The 15,278-nt window shown below is 65.1% G+C and carries 14 protein-coding genes and 1 other RNA gene; 3 read left to right on the forward strand and 12 right to left on the reverse strand.

All coding sequences use genetic code 11. From position 1 onward, the window contains the following. Window positions 1-209: 209 nt before the first annotated feature. The 9 genes from ACFQO4_RS11050 to ACFQO4_RS11090 form a co-directional block, all read right to left on the reverse strand. Window positions 210-1,058 (reverse strand): CheR family methyltransferase, encoded by an 849-nt coding sequence (locus ACFQO4_RS11050; protein ID WP_500260964.1) that lies wholly within the window; start codon window positions 1,056-1,058, stop codon window positions 210-212. Continuing rightward, on the reverse strand, window positions 1,055-1,570 hold the full coding sequence (locus ACFQO4_RS11055) for a chemotaxis protein CheD (RefSeq protein ID WP_500260965.1): 516 nt from the start codon (window positions 1,568-1,570) through the stop codon (window positions 1,055-1,057). Before ACFQO4_RS11055 ends, ACFQO4_RS11050 begins: the two co-directional genes overlap by 4 nt. Continuing rightward, on the reverse strand, window positions 1,567-2,799 hold the full coding sequence (locus ACFQO4_RS11060) for a chemotaxis protein CheC (protein ID WP_500260966.1): 1,233 nt from the start codon (window positions 2,797-2,799) through the stop codon (window positions 1,567-1,569). The genes ACFQO4_RS11055 and ACFQO4_RS11060 overlap by 4 nt, the downstream gene beginning before the upstream one ends. Beyond that, window positions 2,796-3,401 carry a chemotaxis protein CheC gene (locus tag ACFQO4_RS11065; RefSeq protein ID WP_253430985.1) on the reverse strand — a complete coding sequence of 202 codons (606 nt, stop codon included), beginning with the start codon at window positions 3,399-3,401 and terminating at the stop codon, window positions 2,796-2,798. Before ACFQO4_RS11065 ends, ACFQO4_RS11060 begins: the two co-directional genes overlap by 4 nt. Window positions 3,402-3,404: 3 nt before the next feature. Next, on the reverse strand, window positions 3,405-3,527 hold the full coding sequence (locus ACFQO4_RS11070) for a hypothetical protein (protein WP_500260967.1): 123 nt from the start codon (window positions 3,525-3,527) through the stop codon (window positions 3,405-3,407). Continuing rightward, window positions 3,524-7,123: an Hpt domain-containing protein gene (locus tag ACFQO4_RS11075; RefSeq protein ID WP_500260968.1), complete on the reverse strand. Its 3,600-nt coding sequence runs from the start codon at window positions 7,121-7,123 to the stop codon at window positions 3,524-3,526. The genes ACFQO4_RS11070 and ACFQO4_RS11075 overlap by 4 nt, the downstream gene beginning before the upstream one ends. Next, entirely contained in the window at window positions 7,116-8,342 is a 1,227-nt protein-coding gene (cheB, locus tag ACFQO4_RS11080; RefSeq protein ID WP_500260969.1) for a chemotaxis-specific protein-glutamate methyltransferase CheB, read from the reverse strand. The genes ACFQO4_RS11075 and cheB overlap by 8 nt, the downstream gene beginning before the upstream one ends. Further along, window positions 8,339-8,701: a chemotaxis protein CheY gene (gene cheY / locus ACFQO4_RS11085; protein ID WP_253430991.1), complete on the reverse strand. Its 363-nt coding sequence runs from the start codon at window positions 8,699-8,701 to the stop codon at window positions 8,339-8,341. Before cheY ends, cheB begins: the two co-directional genes overlap by 4 nt. Before the next feature lie 147 nt (window positions 8,702-8,848). Continuing rightward, on the reverse strand, window positions 8,849-9,664 hold the full coding sequence (locus ACFQO4_RS11090; RefSeq protein WP_500260970.1) for a chemotaxis protein CheW: 816 nt from the start codon (window positions 9,662-9,664) through the stop codon (window positions 8,849-8,851). 342 nt (window positions 9,665-10,006) lie between these two features. Here ACFQO4_RS11090 and ffs point away from each other — a divergent pair. Then, window positions 10,007-10,317, forward strand: an RNA gene (ffs, locus tag ACFQO4_RS11095) — signal recognition particle sRNA. 374 nt (window positions 10,318-10,691) lie between these two features. On the opposite strand, the gene ACFQO4_RS11100 is transcribed toward ffs, so the two are convergent. The 3 genes from ACFQO4_RS11100 to ACFQO4_RS11110 all read right to left on the reverse strand — a co-directional run bounded on the left by ACFQO4_RS11100 (window position 10,692) and on the right by ACFQO4_RS11110 (window position 12,220). After that, complete coding sequence (locus tag ACFQO4_RS11100; RefSeq protein WP_500260971.1) at window positions 10,692-11,621, reverse strand: mechanosensitive ion channel family protein; 930 nt, start codon at window positions 11,619-11,621, stop codon at window positions 10,692-10,694. Beyond that, window positions 11,618-11,872 (reverse strand): YhbY family RNA-binding protein, encoded by a 255-nt coding sequence (locus tag ACFQO4_RS11105; RefSeq protein WP_500260972.1) that lies wholly within the window; start codon window positions 11,870-11,872, stop codon window positions 11,618-11,620. Before ACFQO4_RS11105 ends, ACFQO4_RS11100 begins: the two co-directional genes overlap by 4 nt. A 72-nt stretch (window positions 11,873-11,944) precedes the next feature. After that, window positions 11,945-12,220, reverse strand: coding sequence for a ribonuclease P protein component 4 (locus ACFQO4_RS11110; protein ID WP_312910419.1), 276 nt, complete (start codon window positions 12,218-12,220; stop codon window positions 11,945-11,947). Between the two features lie 218 nt (window positions 12,221-12,438). On the opposite strand from ACFQO4_RS11110, the gene ACFQO4_RS11115 reads away from it, so the two are divergent. Then, window positions 12,439-14,283, forward strand: coding sequence for an ABC transporter substrate-binding protein (locus tag ACFQO4_RS11115; protein ID WP_500260973.1), 1,845 nt, complete (start codon window positions 12,439-12,441; stop codon window positions 14,281-14,283). Beyond that, window positions 14,283-15,119 carry a phosphatase PAP2 family protein gene (locus tag ACFQO4_RS11120; protein WP_500260974.1) on the forward strand — a complete coding sequence of 279 codons (837 nt, stop codon included), beginning with the start codon at window positions 14,283-14,285 and terminating at the stop codon, window positions 15,117-15,119. The genes ACFQO4_RS11115 and ACFQO4_RS11120 overlap by 1 nt, the downstream gene beginning before the upstream one ends. Window positions 15,120-15,278 lie beyond the last annotated feature (159 nt).

Genomic DNA, 15,278 nt, shown 5'->3' on the forward strand with positions numbered 1-15,278 from the left:
CACCGCGGCGGTGCGACTAGGCCTATTAGTATAATTATTGTAGTGTTCGAAGGCCTCCGGTGAGCACGAACCCCGTGACCGTGTGTCTGGGAGCGATGCCAGAACGAGCTCCAAATCGGTCTCCCTCGTCATCGATGACGACGAGGCGTTCGTCGAGACGAAGCAGTCGGTCCGAGCGTTACTTCGGTAGCCGCCACGAGGACGGGAGATTAGTTGGTCGACTCGGAGTTCATCGAAACTCCCACTGAGCCCTCTCGCTGGTAGATCCGAAGTCTGCCATCGGTAATCGCGAACGCGGACTTCAGTGTCGGCGGGATCGTCTCGGCCTTGCCGATGACGAGGTAACCGTCGGCCCGAAGCGATCGGGCAATGGTCTCGAGCATCGACTGTTTGTACGCGTTGTCGATGTAGATAAACAGGTTCCGGCAGATCACGAGGTCGAACCCGGACTTCGCCTCGCCGTTGATGAGGTCGTGTCGCTCGAACGTGATCGGCCGGGCGACGGACTCGCGCACCCGGTAGGTTTCGTTCGACGGGTCGTGGTCGACGTATTGCTCGTAGGCGTCCAGGAACTCGAGCTGGTCGCCGAGATCGACCGTCCTGGATTCGGTGTACGTCCGTTCGCGCGCGGTCTCGAGGGCCGGCTCGCTGATGTCGGTCGCGAGGATGTGGATCGACGATTCGTCGATTTCGTCGTCGTCGTGGGCGAGCATCGACAGCGAGTACGGTTCGCGGCCGTCGGCACACGCGGCACTCCAGATGTGGACGCTCTCGTGGCGCTCGGTCAGCGTTCGGAGCACGTCGCGAATCCCCTCCCAGACGTCGGGGTTGCGAAAGAAGCCGGTGACGTTGATGCTCAGCGAGTCGAGCAGCGCCCGCTGTTCGTCCGCCTCCGACCGCAGCAATTCGAAGTACTCTTCGTAGCTGTCACAGCCGGTTCGGCGCATCCGTGAGGAAACCCGCCGGTCGAGGTAACTCGTGTTGTAGTGGCTCGTGGCGAACGCCAGCTCCGCCTCGACGTACTCGAGGAGGCGTTCGAACGCCGGGTCGGTGCTCACAACTCGCTCACTCCGTGCTCACCGTTGGCCGTCCGAACGATAAGGGTACCGGTGCCGGGAGTGAATTCAACCGTCCGACCGTGGTTTCCGCCGACGTCCTCGGCGATCAGCGGGACGCCGAGTTTCTCGAGTTCGGTCTTCGCGGCGTCGACGTTTCGCTGGCCGACGCCGTCGCCGAAGCTCTCGAACTGGAACATGTCGCTCCCGCCGGCGATCTTGGCCTCGACGGAGGTGTAGCTGGCGCCGCGTTCGACCATCCGCCGTAGGAGGGCTCGGATGGCCGTGTCGGCGTACTTTCCGGGCTTGACGTCGCTATTGTCGGCGGCGTCGCCGTTCGGGAGCATGACGTGTGCGAGACCACCGATGTCAGAGTCCGGATCGTACAGCGCGACGGCGAGACACGAACCCAGTCCGTAGGACTTCAGCGTGTCCTCGCCCTCGCTGACGACGAGTTCGGAGATTCCGACCTGCACCGGTTCGGGGACCCCCGGTTCGGTTCCGTACGTCTTCATTCTACGTCTCCGAATTCGGCCGTCGTCGGCGTCTCCTCGATGCGGTCGACGTCGAGGTCGTTCAGTGCGCGTTCCAGGTCTCGCTCGTCGGGGATGGCGTAGATGTCACAGTCGAACTCGCGCCCGTCGGCCATCACCTGCGTGTCGAAGACGAACGCGAACTCCTGGTTCTCGCCCAGCTGGATGATGACGGGGTCGACGGCGGCGGTGCCGATGTCGTGAATGAACTCGGGGGGCGAGTGATCGATCGTCGTGTCGAGCACGTTCGCCCAGCCGTCGAGGAAGCCGCTGGCCATGATGTTCCCGAGTTCCTTGATGGCGCTTCTCTCCATCTCGCCAAATCCATCCTCGTCGCCGGTCTCCATCGGCACCATCGCGTCGACGATCTCGTGTGCGGATTCCTCGTCGAACAGGAACAGGAGGTACCCACTCGGCGTGCCGTCGAACTCGAAGGCGACCCCGACGAGGCGCTCGTTCGGGACGGACGCGGGAATAGCCTCGAGCGAGACGAAGTTCAGGCGTCGAATCTCGACGCTCGTCTCGATTCCGGTGAGCGTCGTCGCCGTCTTCGCCACCTCCTCGGCACCCTGCTCGGCCATCCGGTCGAAGCCGTCGAGCTTGTCGTACTCGATTCCGTCGCTGGTGCGCAGTCGCTCGAGCAGGCTTGCCATAGAGTCGCGCGCGGGGAACAGGTAGTGGCTGAAGCTGAGTTCGGTGCCGACAGCGTTGATGTGACTCTGGAAGAGCAGGGCCATGTCCCCCTCGCCAGGAGCCTCGTCGATGTCGCCGAAGAAGGGCTCGGCGGTCGTTCCCTCGATGAACTTCGGCGTCGAGACGTCGATCACGGTCTCTAAGACGTCGGCCCAGCCGTCGATGAACCCGCTGTTCATCACCTGCCCGACCTCGGTGGCGGCGCTCATGCTCATCTCGTCGAACTCCTCGACGTCGGCCTCGGCGATCAGCATCTCGACGATGCGAAGCGCGCTGTTGCGGTCGAAGACGACGACCGAGTGGCCGTCGAGGCCGCCGCTGAGTTCGACGCGGATCCCGACCTTCTCGGTGCCGTCCTCGAAGTCGTGTCGAATCTCCTCGCCGCGCATGAAGTTGAGCTTCGTGACCCCGACCTGCGTCTCGACGCCGGTCATCTTCGTCAGCCGACCGGCCGCCAGCCCGGCGCCTTCGCGGGCCATCCGGTAGAACGTGCCGAGGGCGTTGACGTCGAGTTTCATGCAGGGTGCACGTCGATGCCGTTGACCATCTCGACGAACTCCTCGAGCTCCGGGAAGGCGTAGATTTCCGCCTCGATCTGATAGCTCGGCACCGAGAGATCGGAGTCGAAGAAGAGCGCGAGGTCGTCGCCGCCGAGCCCAGCCGTTCGAACGACGATGTCGCCGGCCGGTGCGTAGACGAGCTGTGGGGCGGCGATGTCGATCGCGCGCCCGAGCACGTCGGCCCAGCCGTCGATGAACCCGCTGGCCATCATGTTCCCCATCTCTTCGACGGCGCTTCGGGCCATCTTCCCGGAGACGTTCGACATGTCGTCGACGACGTCCCGAAGCATGATCGCGGTGATCTTCTTCGCGCTTGCCTCGGGAAAGAGGATGAGGATGTGTCCGTGGGGCGGGTCGAGCAACCGGACCCGGACGCCGACGCGCTTGCCTGGCTCGAGCTGACTCTGGATGTCGTCGACGTCGATGAAGTTCGTCTTCGTGACCTCCATCTGGGCGTCTTCGCCGGTCAGTTTGCTCATGTTGTCGGCGACGCCGTTCGTTCCGACCTTCGCCATTTCGTTGATAAAGCTCAGCTTCCGAATGTCGACCATCATCGTCATAGATTAGGTACCTCTGTGTGCGTTGTCGAGTTCGTTCGTCGTGTCCGTAGCCGGTGTCTCTTTCGAGTAGGGGATCGCGTTCGACCGTCCGTCACTCTCGGTGTAGGTGTGCATGCTCGTGCTCATAGTGTATTGACGTCGAGGATCGTAACCACTTCCCCCCGGCCACGAACCGTCGCCCCGCTCAAGCCTGGCAGCCCACTCATGAACCCCTCGAACGGCTTGATGACGACCTCCTGTTGCCCGTGGACGACGTCGCAGTGAAGGGCGACCGACCGGACGTCGTCCCGGATTCGGATCACCATTCCGCCGTCCGGGTCGGACGACTCCGGCGTCTCGAGTCGCTCGGCGAGTTCCACGACGGGAACGGGCGAGTCGCTCGAGGGAATCACCGGATTGCCATCGACGGTCTCGACGACTCGCGCGTCGTCGATGTCCTGAACGGCCTTGATCGGGACGCCGAACTCCTCGCCGCCGATCTCGAAGAACAGGACGTCGGCGATGGCGACCGTCACGGGGAGTTCCATCGTGATCGTCGTCCCCACGCCGGGCTCGCTGTCGACCGAGACGGTGCCGTCGAGGTCCTCGATCGTCCGCTTGACGACGTCCATCCCGACACCGCGGCCGCTGACGTCGGTCACTTCCGTCGCCGTCGAGAGACCGGGATGGAACACCAGGTCGTAAACCGCCTCGTCGTCCAGGTCCGCGGCCTCCTCGGCCGCCAGGACGTCGGCGTCGACCGCCGCCTCGCGCAACTCCTCGGCGTCGAGGCCGCGACCGTCGTCGTGAATTCGGATCTGCACGCGGTCGCGGGCCCGCTCGGCCGTGAGTCGGACCGTCCCCTCGCGGGGTTTTCCGGCCTCCTCGCGGACCGACGGCGCTTCGATACCGTGATCGACCGCGTTCCGAACCAGGTGGATGAGCGGGTCGCCGATCCGGTCGAGGATACTGCGATCGAGTTCGACCGACTCGCCCTCGGTCTCGAAGGCGACCGCTTTCTCCTGGTCGCGCGCGATGTCCCGAACCGTCCGGGGCAATCGGTTGGCGACCGTCTCGAGGGGGACCAGTCGGACGTCCATCACCGTCTCTTGGAGTTCGGCGGTTATGTCGTCCAGGTCGTCGAGTTCTCGACGGATCGTCTTCGGGTCGTCGTCCTGCTCGATGGTGTGGCGGAGGCGGACGCGGGCGGTGACCAGCCCCTCGACGAGGTTGAGGAGCGTGTCGACCTGATCGATGTCGACGCGGACCGACTGCGCCTGGTCGGCGTTCGATTCCGAAACCGCCTCCTCGTCCGTTTCTGGTACGCCGACGTCCGGAATCGGCATCGGCGGAACGTCCTCGTAGACGCAGTTCGATTCTGCGGCGGTCGCGTCCCCGCCGTCTCTGTTCTCTGCAACGCCGAACGCAGCGGTGCTCGACGCGTCCGCGCCGGCCGTGAGGCCGTCCTCTGGAGCAGAGGTGGCAGTTTCGACGTCAAGGTCTTCGAGGTCGTCGGGGTCGTCGAGAGTATCGAAGCCGTCGAGGTCGTCGAGGTCGTCGGCGTCCATCGCAGACGCCTCGAGTCCAGCGTCGTCCTCGAACGCGTACGCGTCCTCCGCATCCGCGTCGACGTCGAACGCCGTCGGTGCCGGCTGGTCGTCGACGAACGCGGTATCGTCCGGCGTCTCGAGGTCCCCGTCCAGATCGTGGGCGGGGTCGGGGTCCTCATCGACGTCAACGTCGACCTCGAGCGTCGAGTCGTCGAACGAGACGTCCTGTTCGTCCTCGAGTGCCAGGTCGTCGACCGGATCGAATCCGAAGTCGACCGCGAAGTCGTCTTCGGCCGCGTCCCGATCGATCGACTCGAGTCCCAGGTCGTCTTCGAGATCAAGGTCGTCCTCGAGAGCAACACCTTCGACGTCGAATTCCGCTCCCAAATCGTCGACTGCGGAATCGTCGTCGGAACTCGATTCAGAATCGTCCGTCCCGTCGTCGGTTTCACCGAAGTCGACGCCGTCGAGGGCGGCAACGCCGGCCTCTTCGGGTCCGTCGGCCTCCTCAACGTCCGTCGCTCGCGGCTCGAGCGAGTCGGGATCGGACGCCTCGGCGGGCTGCTCTGCGGCGCTGTCATCCGCGTCCAGGTCGAGGTCCGCATCGTCGAAGGCGAACGCTTCGAAGTCGTCGTCAGTTGGGACGATCGAGTCGTCGGCGTCAGCCGGTGTCGAACCCGTCGCCGCATCCGATTCCACATCCGCATCCGACGACAACTCCACCGGAGCGTCGTCCAGGCCGGACGACTCGGTGGCTGTCACCTCGCTATCGGCATCCGTCCGTTCGACGTCCCCGTCACCGGTCTCCTCGGCGTCGCTGGTCTCCTCGGCGTCGCGCTCGAGGACCACGTCGTCGAACTCTTCGTCAAATTCGGCTCCGAACTCGTCTTCGACCTCGAGGAAACTGTTGTCGTCGACGTCGACGTCGTCGCCGAGCAGTTCGTCCATGTCGACCTCGTCGTCGCTGTCGAACTCGTCGAATTCGAGTTCCTCGAGTTCGTCCTGGAGTTCGTCGAAGCCGACCATCTCGACCTCGTTTTTGAGTTCGGCGAACACCGCACTGGCGTCGCCGGCGTCGTCAGCGTCGGCAACGTCTTCGCTATCGTCCACACCGCCACCGCTCACGGATTCCGAATCCGCTGACTCGGCGGCGGTAGCACCGTCGGCGGGGTCCGATTCCGCCTCCGAATCGTCGACGCCTCCTTCCAGTGAGACGTCCGCCGGCGCCGACTCGCCGAGCAGGTCGTCGAACGACCCCGCATCGCCCATCTCGTCGAACGCATCGAGGTCCTCGCCCTCGACTTCCTCGACCATCGCGTCGAGGTCGTCGAACTCGTCGAACTCGTCGAGCAGTTCGTCGACCGAGAGGTTCTGCGCGTCGGTCGAGGAAAGGTCCTCGGCGGCGTCGTCTGCGGTGAGCGACTCGTCGACCGCGTTGGCTCCGGATGTGTCACTGCTCGAGTCGAACCGGTCCGTCACCTCGACGATCTCGAACGCGTCGACCGCAGCGACTGGCTCGAGGGCCGCACTGATCGCGTCCTTGCCAACGGCGCTTCCGAACACGGCGTCGAAGGCCGTGCCGTACTCGCCGTTTTCGATCGCCTCACGGGAAGGTGCGGTTCCGACGAGGTCGAACGCGTCCACGAGCGCCTCGACCACGAGTTGACCGTTGTTGACCTGCGGGTCGTCGGTGATCGCGAGCCGAACGAGAAACGCGTCGTGGTCGGCGTCTTTCGGGGGATCGAACCGGGCCAGGATGGCGTCGATTTCGGCATCCGTCGGCGTCGAAACGTCCTCGCTCGTCCTCGCCCGCGTCGTCGAATCGTCCAGAAAGCTACGGAGCGTCTCGATCTCCGCCGACGGATCACGATCGATGTCGCCGTTCGGGGGCGCCTCCTCGAGCATCGCCTCGAGTTCGTCGACGCCGTCGAAGATGGCGTCCATGACCTCGGGCGTGATTTCGAGGTCGTCCCGTCGGACGGCATCGAGGAGGTCCTCGATGGCGTGTGCGAGGTCGCTCGCACGGGCGAGCCCCATCGCACCGCAGTTCCCCTTGAGGGTGTGTGCGGTCCGGAAGATGGCCTCCATCGCGTCGTCGTCGTCCGGGTCTCGCTCGAGCGTGAGCAGGGAGTTGTTCAGTTCCGTGATCTGTTCGTCGCTCTCCTGGGTGAAGTCCGTCCAGTACTCACTCATCGGTCTCACCGTCCGTAACGAACGCACCGACGATCCGATCGACGAGCGCCGGCGCGGGAACGACCTCGTCCACGCGACCCGTCCGGATCGCCTGCTGGGGGATACCGAAGACAGGGCTCGTCGCCTCGTCCTGGGCGATCGTATGGCCGCCAGCGTCGGCAATGGCCTCGATGCCCGCGGCACCGTCCCGGCCCATTCCGGTCAGGACGACGCCACAGAGTGGATCGACCACGCGCGCTGCGGCGGTCTCCATCGTCACGTCGATCGCCGGGCGAACCCCGTGAACGCGCTCGCCGTCGTCGAGGCGAACGCGAAGCGATCCGTTGACGTTGTTCACGACTCGGAGGTGCTGACCGCCTCTGGCGATGACGACGTCGCCGGCATCGATCCGGTCGCCGTCGCTCGCCTCGAACACGTCGTAGGCACAGATTGCATCCAACCGAGTGGCGAGTCGCCGGGTGAAATCCGCCGGCATGTGCTGGACGATCAGCACCTTCGCCTCGAGGTCGGCCGGCAGGTACGCCAGCAGTCGCTCGATGATCTTCGGGCCACCAGTCGACGCCCCGATCACGATCGTCGGGTGATCGAGAGACGCACCGTCGACAGGGGTCGGCGCGTCCATCGTCGGCGGGGCGGACGGACCACGAGCGGTTAGCGTGCCCGCGTTTCCGGATTCGAGGACTTCGGCGCTCCCGGTACTGGCGCTGGCACTGGCGCCGCTCGCCGACCGCGCCACGTTCACCTGCCGGCGTTCGGTCGCCGTGACCGCGGCCGTCGCACGTGCGAGCGCCAGCGCCGACACGGGGGCCGCCGAGAGCTCGTCGACCTTCGCGACGACGGCATCCGTGAGATGACCGAGGTTTTGCGTCCCCAAACCGTCGGGTTTCTGGAGGACGTCGAGCGCGCCGCGCTCGAGCGCCTCGAGAGTCGCATCCGCCCCGGCCTCTGTGTGGGCACTGAGCACGAGAATCGGCGTGGGGTCGTGCGTCATGATGCGCTCGACAGCTTCGATACCGCCCATGCCCGGCATTTCGACGTCCATCGTGATCACGTCGATCGCGTCGTCCTCGTTGCCTTCGTCGTCTCCAGCGGACGCGATAGCCTCGATGGCTGCCTCGCCAGTATCGGCGGTCCGTACGTCGTACCCGGCGGTTTCGAGCGCGTTCCCGACGACTGTTCGCATGAACTGCGAGTCGTCGACAACGAGTACGCCCGTCATGCCGCGACGACGTCAGCCAGTGCCTTCCGTACGCTTGGTTCCTCGAACGGCTTCGTGACGTAGCCGTCCGCACCAGCCTTTACGGCGAGTTTCATCTTCTCTCGTTGCCCGACACTCGTACACATGATGACCCGCGACCGGGGATCGAGTTTCTTGATCGCCGCGGTCGCCTTGATGCCGTTACACTTCGGCATCACGATGTCCATCATGACGATGTCTGGGTTCTGTTCCTTGTAGAGTTTTACCGCCTCAGCGCCGTTCGACGCCTCTCCAACGATATGGTAATCCTGCTCGAGAATCTGGCGCAGTAGATTACGCATAAAATGGGAGTCGTCTACGATGAGCACCCCTGTCGACATTCAATTGTACACCAAATTCCGATAGAGATACAACTACCATAAATGCTGTCTCTCGATTATCAGACATGATAACCGGCGGCAGCGGCCGAATTCTCCGCGTTTTCGGGTGAACAGGAATAGGTCTACCGGCCGTTCGACGACGGTTTTTTACGACTCTGTTCCGGCTGCTAGCAATAGCGCCGGTACGTCGAGGATTCCGGTCGCCTCGATGACGACCGTTCCCTCCGCTCGAGACGGCGTCTCGGATACCTCGTCTTCGTCCTCGAGGACGAACTCGTCGCTCACGACGGATTCGTCCGCGTCCGCATCTGCGCCAGTGTCCGCGCCGGCGTCCGCACCCGCCGAACCGCGGCGCGAAATCCCCCCCACTGCGGCGGACGAAGCCGAACCGGAGCCCGGCTTCGACCGACTCCTCGAGAACCGCGACGACCGACCCCCGCGCCTGGGCCGGGATTCCTGGCGCGGGCGGCGCTCGCGTTCGACGAGGCCGCAGACGAGCGGGTGCTCGATTGCGCCGCCGGCAACCCCGGGGTCCTCGACCTCGTCGGGCTCGAGGACGTCGTCTTCGGCAACGTTGTGGACGCCGAGCACTTCGTCGACGCGAAGTGCCGCCGCCTGCTCGTCGGTGGGTCGATCGAGTACGACGAGTCGCTGTGCGTCCGGCGTCGGCCCGACGGGGAAGTGGACGCGAGTGTCGACGATGGCCGTGATCTCCCCGCGGAGGTCGACCAGGCCCTCGACGGCCTGCGGCGACCGCGGCACCCGCGTCAGGTCTGCATCTGCCGGCGGGTCCGTGACTGTCTTCACTTCGTCGACGGGGATCGCCAGGCGGTGCTCGCCCAGTCGAACGAAGATGAACCGCACGCGCTCTTCTTCCTCGGCCGTCGTCTCGTCGGCCGACTGTCGCTCGCTCGGGTCCTCGATACTGATCCCGAGGAGTCTATCGGGTAGCTCCGGAGTCATTGTCTGGTCGACTATCTCAGTCCACCACTAAAACGTTGCCTCTCCGAGAGGTCGTTCGAGAGAGGCGGCTCGAGGAAGTTTCTCGGCGAGGGTAGCGGGTCGTCATATCGGCCGTGAGGCGGTCTGGGGGTTTGGTTTCCGGTTTTCCACAGACCGAACCCCGAGTTCCGAATCCGAAAACGCCACCAACTCGAACGGCGAGGAACTCGCGAGTCGAGGGGACGCAGGTCAGAAGGCAGGGACTCGAGGGGACGCAGGCTCGAGGGTGAGAACGAGAGCGAGAGCGAGAACTAAAACAAGAACGAGAGACGAAAGGGCCTTAAGGTACGGTCGACTATCCAGACGTGGACTAGGTCGGGCAGTTAGGCCCTGCTCACAACCCACGGTATGGCCTTCAGTGGGGACCGAAGCCCGCGGGCGTCCGGTCAGACCGGCCGGGGCCCCGGGAGCCAACGTGGAAGCCTCGTCCGTCGGGGACAGCGGTCGACCATGACCGTCCGCAGGGACGACTCATCGTCGTTAGCCGGCGACAGCCCATCAGGCGCGGAAGCGAGCAGTGGACCGCCGGACACCTGTCGCTCGACGGGTCGCGGGGTGGAGGAGGCAACCGGGATTCCCCCGGCCGGAACGCCGGGCAACCGCGGGGTCCAACACTCATAACCGACCTTTTACACTGCAGTCTACCTCGCCAGCGTCAGCAGTGCTGGCGTATGGCTCGGCGTCCCTCAGTAAAAGCTCGACCAAAAGCACTCCTCCCTCCCCTTCACTCACTTCGTTCGCTTCGGGTCAGTCGTCGGCCCGCTCGCTCACTGACTCACGGGCTTCGCCCGTTCGTCTTTTCACGGCGCCGTGCGCCGCGCTTCCGTTCGCTCGCGGTGAAGATACTCGTAACGCCTGCCCTCCCCCGAGTTGCGTCCCGCTCAAGGAACTCGCGGAACGCTCCCGGCCATTTGCCGCGAGCACGGCTCGAGCAGCCAACACTACTCTCGAGAACGGTAGAAACCGAAAGCGATGAAACCGAACCGGGTCAGTCGTCTGCCGCCTCGAGCATAGACGGGTTGCCGACCTGCAGGCCCCCATCGAGCGTCCGAACGGGGTAGGGGATGTCGATACCTTCCTCGTCGAATCGCTCTTTGACGCTCGTGACGTACTCCGCGCGGGTCCGGACGAAGTCCGATCGAGACGGATTCGCGATCCAGAACCGCGACTGGAGGCCGACGTCGGAGTCCCCGAGTTCGGTCAACCGAACCGAGGGACCCGGATCGTCCATGATGTCGGGGTGGTTCTCGGCTTCCTCGAGGATGATGTCCGTCGCCTCCTGGATGTCGTCGTCGTAGCCGATCCCGAAGACGAACTTCAGGCGGAGTTTGTCCGCCTCGACGGGGTTCTTGAGGACGTTCTCGGTGAGAAGGCTGTTCGGCACCGTCAACAGTTCGTTGTCGAAGGTGCGAACGCGGGTGACGCGCAGGCTGATATCCTCGACGACGCCCGAGTAGGTACCGTCGTCCCACTCGATCCAGTCCCCGATACGGAACGGCTTGTCGGTGTAGATGAAGATTCCGGCGACGAAGTTCGAGATGACGTTCTGCAGGGCGAAACCGATCGCGAGCGCCCCGGCGGCGGCGATTCCGGCCATCGACACGAGGAAGTTGCCGTAGTCGGCGGCGCCGAACGCGATGGCGACGCCGAGAAAGAGGATCGCGAACCTGGAGACCACCAGCAACGGCGTCTGGGCGTGTCGATCGAGGCCGCGGCGATCCATCGCCCGCTCGACCAGCGGGACGACGACTGCCCGCCCGACGAGCCAGACGAGGAGCAACGTCACCAGGAAGACCAGGCCGCTCTCGAGGGTCGACGCGAGCGTCTCGTCGACCCAGGAGAGTCGGTCGAGTTGCTGACCGATCGGTCCGAGGCCGCCCTGTAGGAGCGTTCCAGCCCCAACCTCGCCGCCGCTCATCGATGGATCACTGCCGTGTGCCCTCGCGTGTCGATCAACTGCCCGTTGACCCGCTCGGCGAGGTCGGCCGCCTTCTCCTCCGTGGAACTGCCCGCTCGAGCCGCCCGGAGGAACTTGACTTTGACGAGGTTCTCGTTCGCGAGCTGGTCGTTGAGTTCGTCGACCACCGCGTCGATGCCGCTCTTCCCGACCCAGACGGTGACGTCGAGGTCGTGTGCGCGGCGCTTGAGTTCCTGCTCGTGATCGTTCATGGACCGCTCTATGTGGGCGGGCGGTTTCAATGTTCGCGATTCGAGAAACTTCGAGAAACGCCCGAGTGACCGTCACTCGTACGGATAGCGCGCCTGATTCCCGCAGTCGCAGGTGACGACGACATGGCCGTCGCGCAGGCGAACCCGGGCGTTCTTCCCCGGACGGAGGTAGGCGTCGCAGGCGTCGCAGGTGAAGCGCTTGAACTGCCGCGGGAGTTCGAGTCGATTTCGTTCGGCGATTCGGCGGGCGAGCCTGACGTAGGCGCTCGCCCGCTCGTCGTCGCCGTCGGCAGCGGCCGCTCGAGCGAGAGCGTGGAGACGGTCGATTCGCTCAGCGGCGACGCTCATGGTCGCTTCGTTTGCCCGTCACGGGTAACTAGGTACCGGAATCCGCCGGCCTCGAGTACGGTCTCGGTCACGGTTTTGGCCGTGACGTCGAGCGTGCCTTCGACCGCTACGGCGTGTCGATGCCGCAATACTGTTATACGGCTCCCGGTAACTACCCGTGAGAACAGACCGTGACTCCCAGAGGGACAGCGACCGCCGACGGCGGAGACGCGACCACGATGGACCGACGATCCCTGCTCGCCGCGACCGCTGCCGGTTGTTCGCTGTCGCTGAGTGGCTGCGTCCGCGAACTTCGGAGCGCGGTCAACCGTGACCGACTCGAGCCGCTCTCGGTGACGATTACGACCCAGCCGGCAGACGGCGACCGGCAGTCGATTCAGCTCAGCCGGGATATCGCCGCAAACCTCGAGGCTGTCGGGATCGACGTCCACATCGAACTCCGATCGCCCCAGGAACTCCGCCGACAGGTCCTGGTCAACCACGATTTCGACCTGGTGGTGGATCGCCACCCCGGCGGTGCGGACCCCGATTTCCTCTACGAAGCGCTCTACTCCCGGTACGCCGAGGAGTCGGGCTGGCAGAACCCGTTCGGCGTCACGAACATGGCAATCGACGACCTGCTGGAGCGCCAGCGCCGGGTCGCGAGTGCGGACCGACGCGAAGCGGTCGAGCAACTGGCGACGCTGGTCGCCCGCGAGCAGCCGTTCGTCCCCATCTGTCGACCCGACGAGGTTCGACTGGTCCGCACCAGTCGATTCGACGGCTGGCGCGCCGACGAACTCCCGAGCCGACTCGGCTACCTCGGCCTCGACCCGGTCGAGGAGGGCGGACAGTTACGCGGCACGATCATGGACGCCTCGCCCTCACAGAACGTCAATCCGCTCTCAGCGGCCTACCGGGGGCCGGATCCCGTCGTCGACCTCGTGTACGATCCGCTCGCCGTCGAGCCGCCGGACGACGAGGCGGTCGTGGCGTGGCTCGCCGAGGACTGGACCTGGGACGGTGGCGAGAGCGGTGGCGGCGGTGACGGAAACGAAGAGGGCGACGGCGACGATAGCGGTGGCGATGAGGGCGATGGCGACGACGGCGAAACCGCCATCAGCAACGGCGCCGGTACCGACACCGGCACCCTCGAGGTCACCCTCCGCGAGCACGCCTTTCACGACGGCGAGCCGCTGACGGCGGACGACGTCGAATTCACCTACGAGTTCCTCGCGGACACCTCGATGGGATCGAGTGACGTTCCAGCCCCCGCCCCACGGTACCGGGGCCGAACCTCGGCCATCCAGTCAGTCGATGTGCTCGACGAACGAACGCTCGAGTTCGTCGTCGACGGCACCGAAGCCATCGCCGAACGAGCGCTCGTGGCACCCATCCTGCCGCGACACGTCTGGGAATCGCGATCCGACCTGCCGAACGTCCCCGGGGTTCGCCTCGCGCAGGGGACGACCGAGGCGCTCGTCACGAACAACCTCCCGCCGGTCGGCAGCGGTCCCTACCAGTATGCCGACCACGAGGACCGCCAGCACCTCACCCTCGAGCGCTACGCCGACCACTTCACGACCCGCGAGGACGTGGACCTGCCGGCGCCGACCGCCGACTCGTTCCGAGTCCAGATCGACCCGCGGAGCACCTCCGCCATCTCGCTGATCCGGGACGGAGACTCCGACGTGACGATTTCGCCGCTCGAGACGTACGTTCTGGACGACCTCGAGGGAGCGGGCGACGTCGAACGGGTCGAGTCGGAGACGGCGGCGTTCTACCACCTCGGGTTCAACGTCCGGCGCGCGCCGTTCGGCGACCCGTACTTCCGTCGGGCGGTTGCCGGCGTAATCGACGAGGCGTGGCTCGCCGAGACGGTGTTTCACGGCCACGCCGATCCGATCGCGACGCCGCTGTCCCCCGAGTGGATGCCGTCGTCGCTGGCGTTCGGTGACGAAAACGAAGACCCTGTCGTCCCCTTCCACGGCTCCGACGGTGAACTCGACGTCGACGCCGCTCGAGCGGCGTTCGAGGACGCGGGGTACCACTACGACGGCGACGCCCTGGTGGTGAGACAGTAATGTTCCTCCAGACGCTCACACAGGTGGTCGTCGTCGTCGCCGCCATGATCGTCGTCTCGACGGCGGCGTTCGCGGGTCGGCAGCGACTGGTCGAAACCGCCAGAGACTGGCGCCGACGGGTAGCAGGAATCCTCCCGATCGTGCTCGTCCTCGTGTCCGTGTTGTTGTTCAACAGCGTCGCCAGGGACCTCGCCCCCGAGGTGTCCTGGATGATCGGCTGGGAACTCACCGGGATGATCTACGACATCGAGGGTGACTTCATCCTCTGGCTGCAGGCCCAGGCGACCCCCGAGCTGACGGCGTACTTTTCGTTCATCTACATCTACGGCTACGTCTTCGTCCTCGTGTTTCCGGTAATCGCCTACTTCCTGCTCCCGAACACGCGCCCGCTCCGGGAACTGCTCGCGGCCTACACCCTCAACTACACGCTCGGGCTCGTCTGCTACGTATTCGTCATCGCCTTCGGCCCCCGGAATATGATGCCCGAACTCATCCAGGCACTGCTGTACGACACGTACCCGCAGTACCAGCACCTCACCCGCCAGGTCAACCGCAACACCAACGTCTTTCCCTCGCTCCACGCCTCGCTCTCGACGACGGTCGCCCTGCTGGCCTACCGGACTCGCGAGGTCTACCGCGGCTGGTTCTGGCTCGCCGCCTGGCTGGCCGTCAGCGTCTCCCTCTCGACGATGTACCTGGGCATCCACTGGGCCATCGACGTGGTCGCGGGCATCGGCCTCGCCTGGCTCGCCGTCGAGCTCTCGACGCACCTCGTGGGTCGCTGGTCGGTTTACGACGGACTCGAGCGTCGCGGGCTGTGGAATCGGAGTCACTGAAGGACTTCGGGAAACGGATCCAAGAGCGAGTTCAGGGGAAACGGATCGAGAGAAACGACTCGAGAGGGTCGGGAGCCCTGGCTACCAACTCGCCGACGCCAACGATGACGCTGACGCCACCGTCGAGGCTGTCGCTCTCGAACTGGAAATCGCAAGAGA

This window comes from Saliphagus sp. GCM10025334 (assembly GCF_042663485.1).
In the GTDB taxonomy this organism is placed as follows: domain Archaea; phylum Halobacteriota; class Halobacteria; order Halobacteriales; family Natrialbaceae; genus Natronosalvus.

Bases quoted from the DNA above. Each gene is read 5' to 3' on its own strand.
- ACFQO4_RS11055 (WP_500260965.1), bottom strand. From the start codon at position 1,570: ATGAAGACGTACGGAACCGAACCGGGGGTCCCCGAACCGGTGCAGGTC.
- ACFQO4_RS11060 (WP_500260966.1), bottom strand. From the start codon at position 2,799: ATGAAACTCGACGTCAACGCCCTCGGCACGTTCTACCGGATGGCCCGC.
- ACFQO4_RS11065 (WP_253430985.1), bottom strand. From the start codon at position 3,401: ATGACGATGATGGTCGACATTCGGAAGCTGAGCTTTATCAACGAAATG.
- ACFQO4_RS11070 (WP_500260967.1), bottom strand. From the start codon at position 3,527: ATGAGCACGAGCATGCACACCTACACCGAGAGTGACGGACGGTCGAAC.
- ACFQO4_RS11075 (WP_500260968.1), bottom strand. From the start codon at position 7,123: ATGAGTGAGTACTGGACGGACTTCACCCAGGAGAGCGACGAACAGATC.
- cheB (WP_500260969.1), bottom strand. From the start codon at position 8,342: ATGACGGGCGTACTCGTTGTCGACGACTCGCAGTTCATGCGAACAGTC.
- cheY (WP_253430991.1), bottom strand. From the start codon at position 8,701: ATGTCGACAGGGGTGCTCATCGTAGACGACTCCCATTTTATGCGTAAT.
- ACFQO4_RS11090 (WP_500260970.1), bottom strand. From the start codon at position 9,664: ATGACTCCGGAGCTACCCGATAGACTCCTCGGGATCAGTATCGAGGAC.
- ACFQO4_RS11100 (WP_500260971.1), bottom strand. From the start codon at position 11,621: ATGAGCGGCGGCGAGGTTGGGGCTGGAACGCTCCTACAGGGCGGCCTC.
- ACFQO4_RS11105 (WP_500260972.1), bottom strand. From the start codon at position 11,872: ATGAACGATCACGAGCAGGAACTCAAGCGCCGCGCACACGACCTCGAC.
- ACFQO4_RS11110 (WP_312910419.1), bottom strand. From the start codon at position 12,220: ATGAGCGTCGCCGCTGAGCGAATCGACCGTCTCCACGCTCTCGCTCGA.
- ACFQO4_RS11115 (WP_500260973.1), top strand. From the start codon at position 12,439: ATGGACCGACGATCCCTGCTCGCCGCGACCGCTGCCGGTTGTTCGCTG.
- ACFQO4_RS11120 (WP_500260974.1), top strand. From the start codon at position 14,283: ATGTTCCTCCAGACGCTCACACAGGTGGTCGTCGTCGTCGCCGCCATG.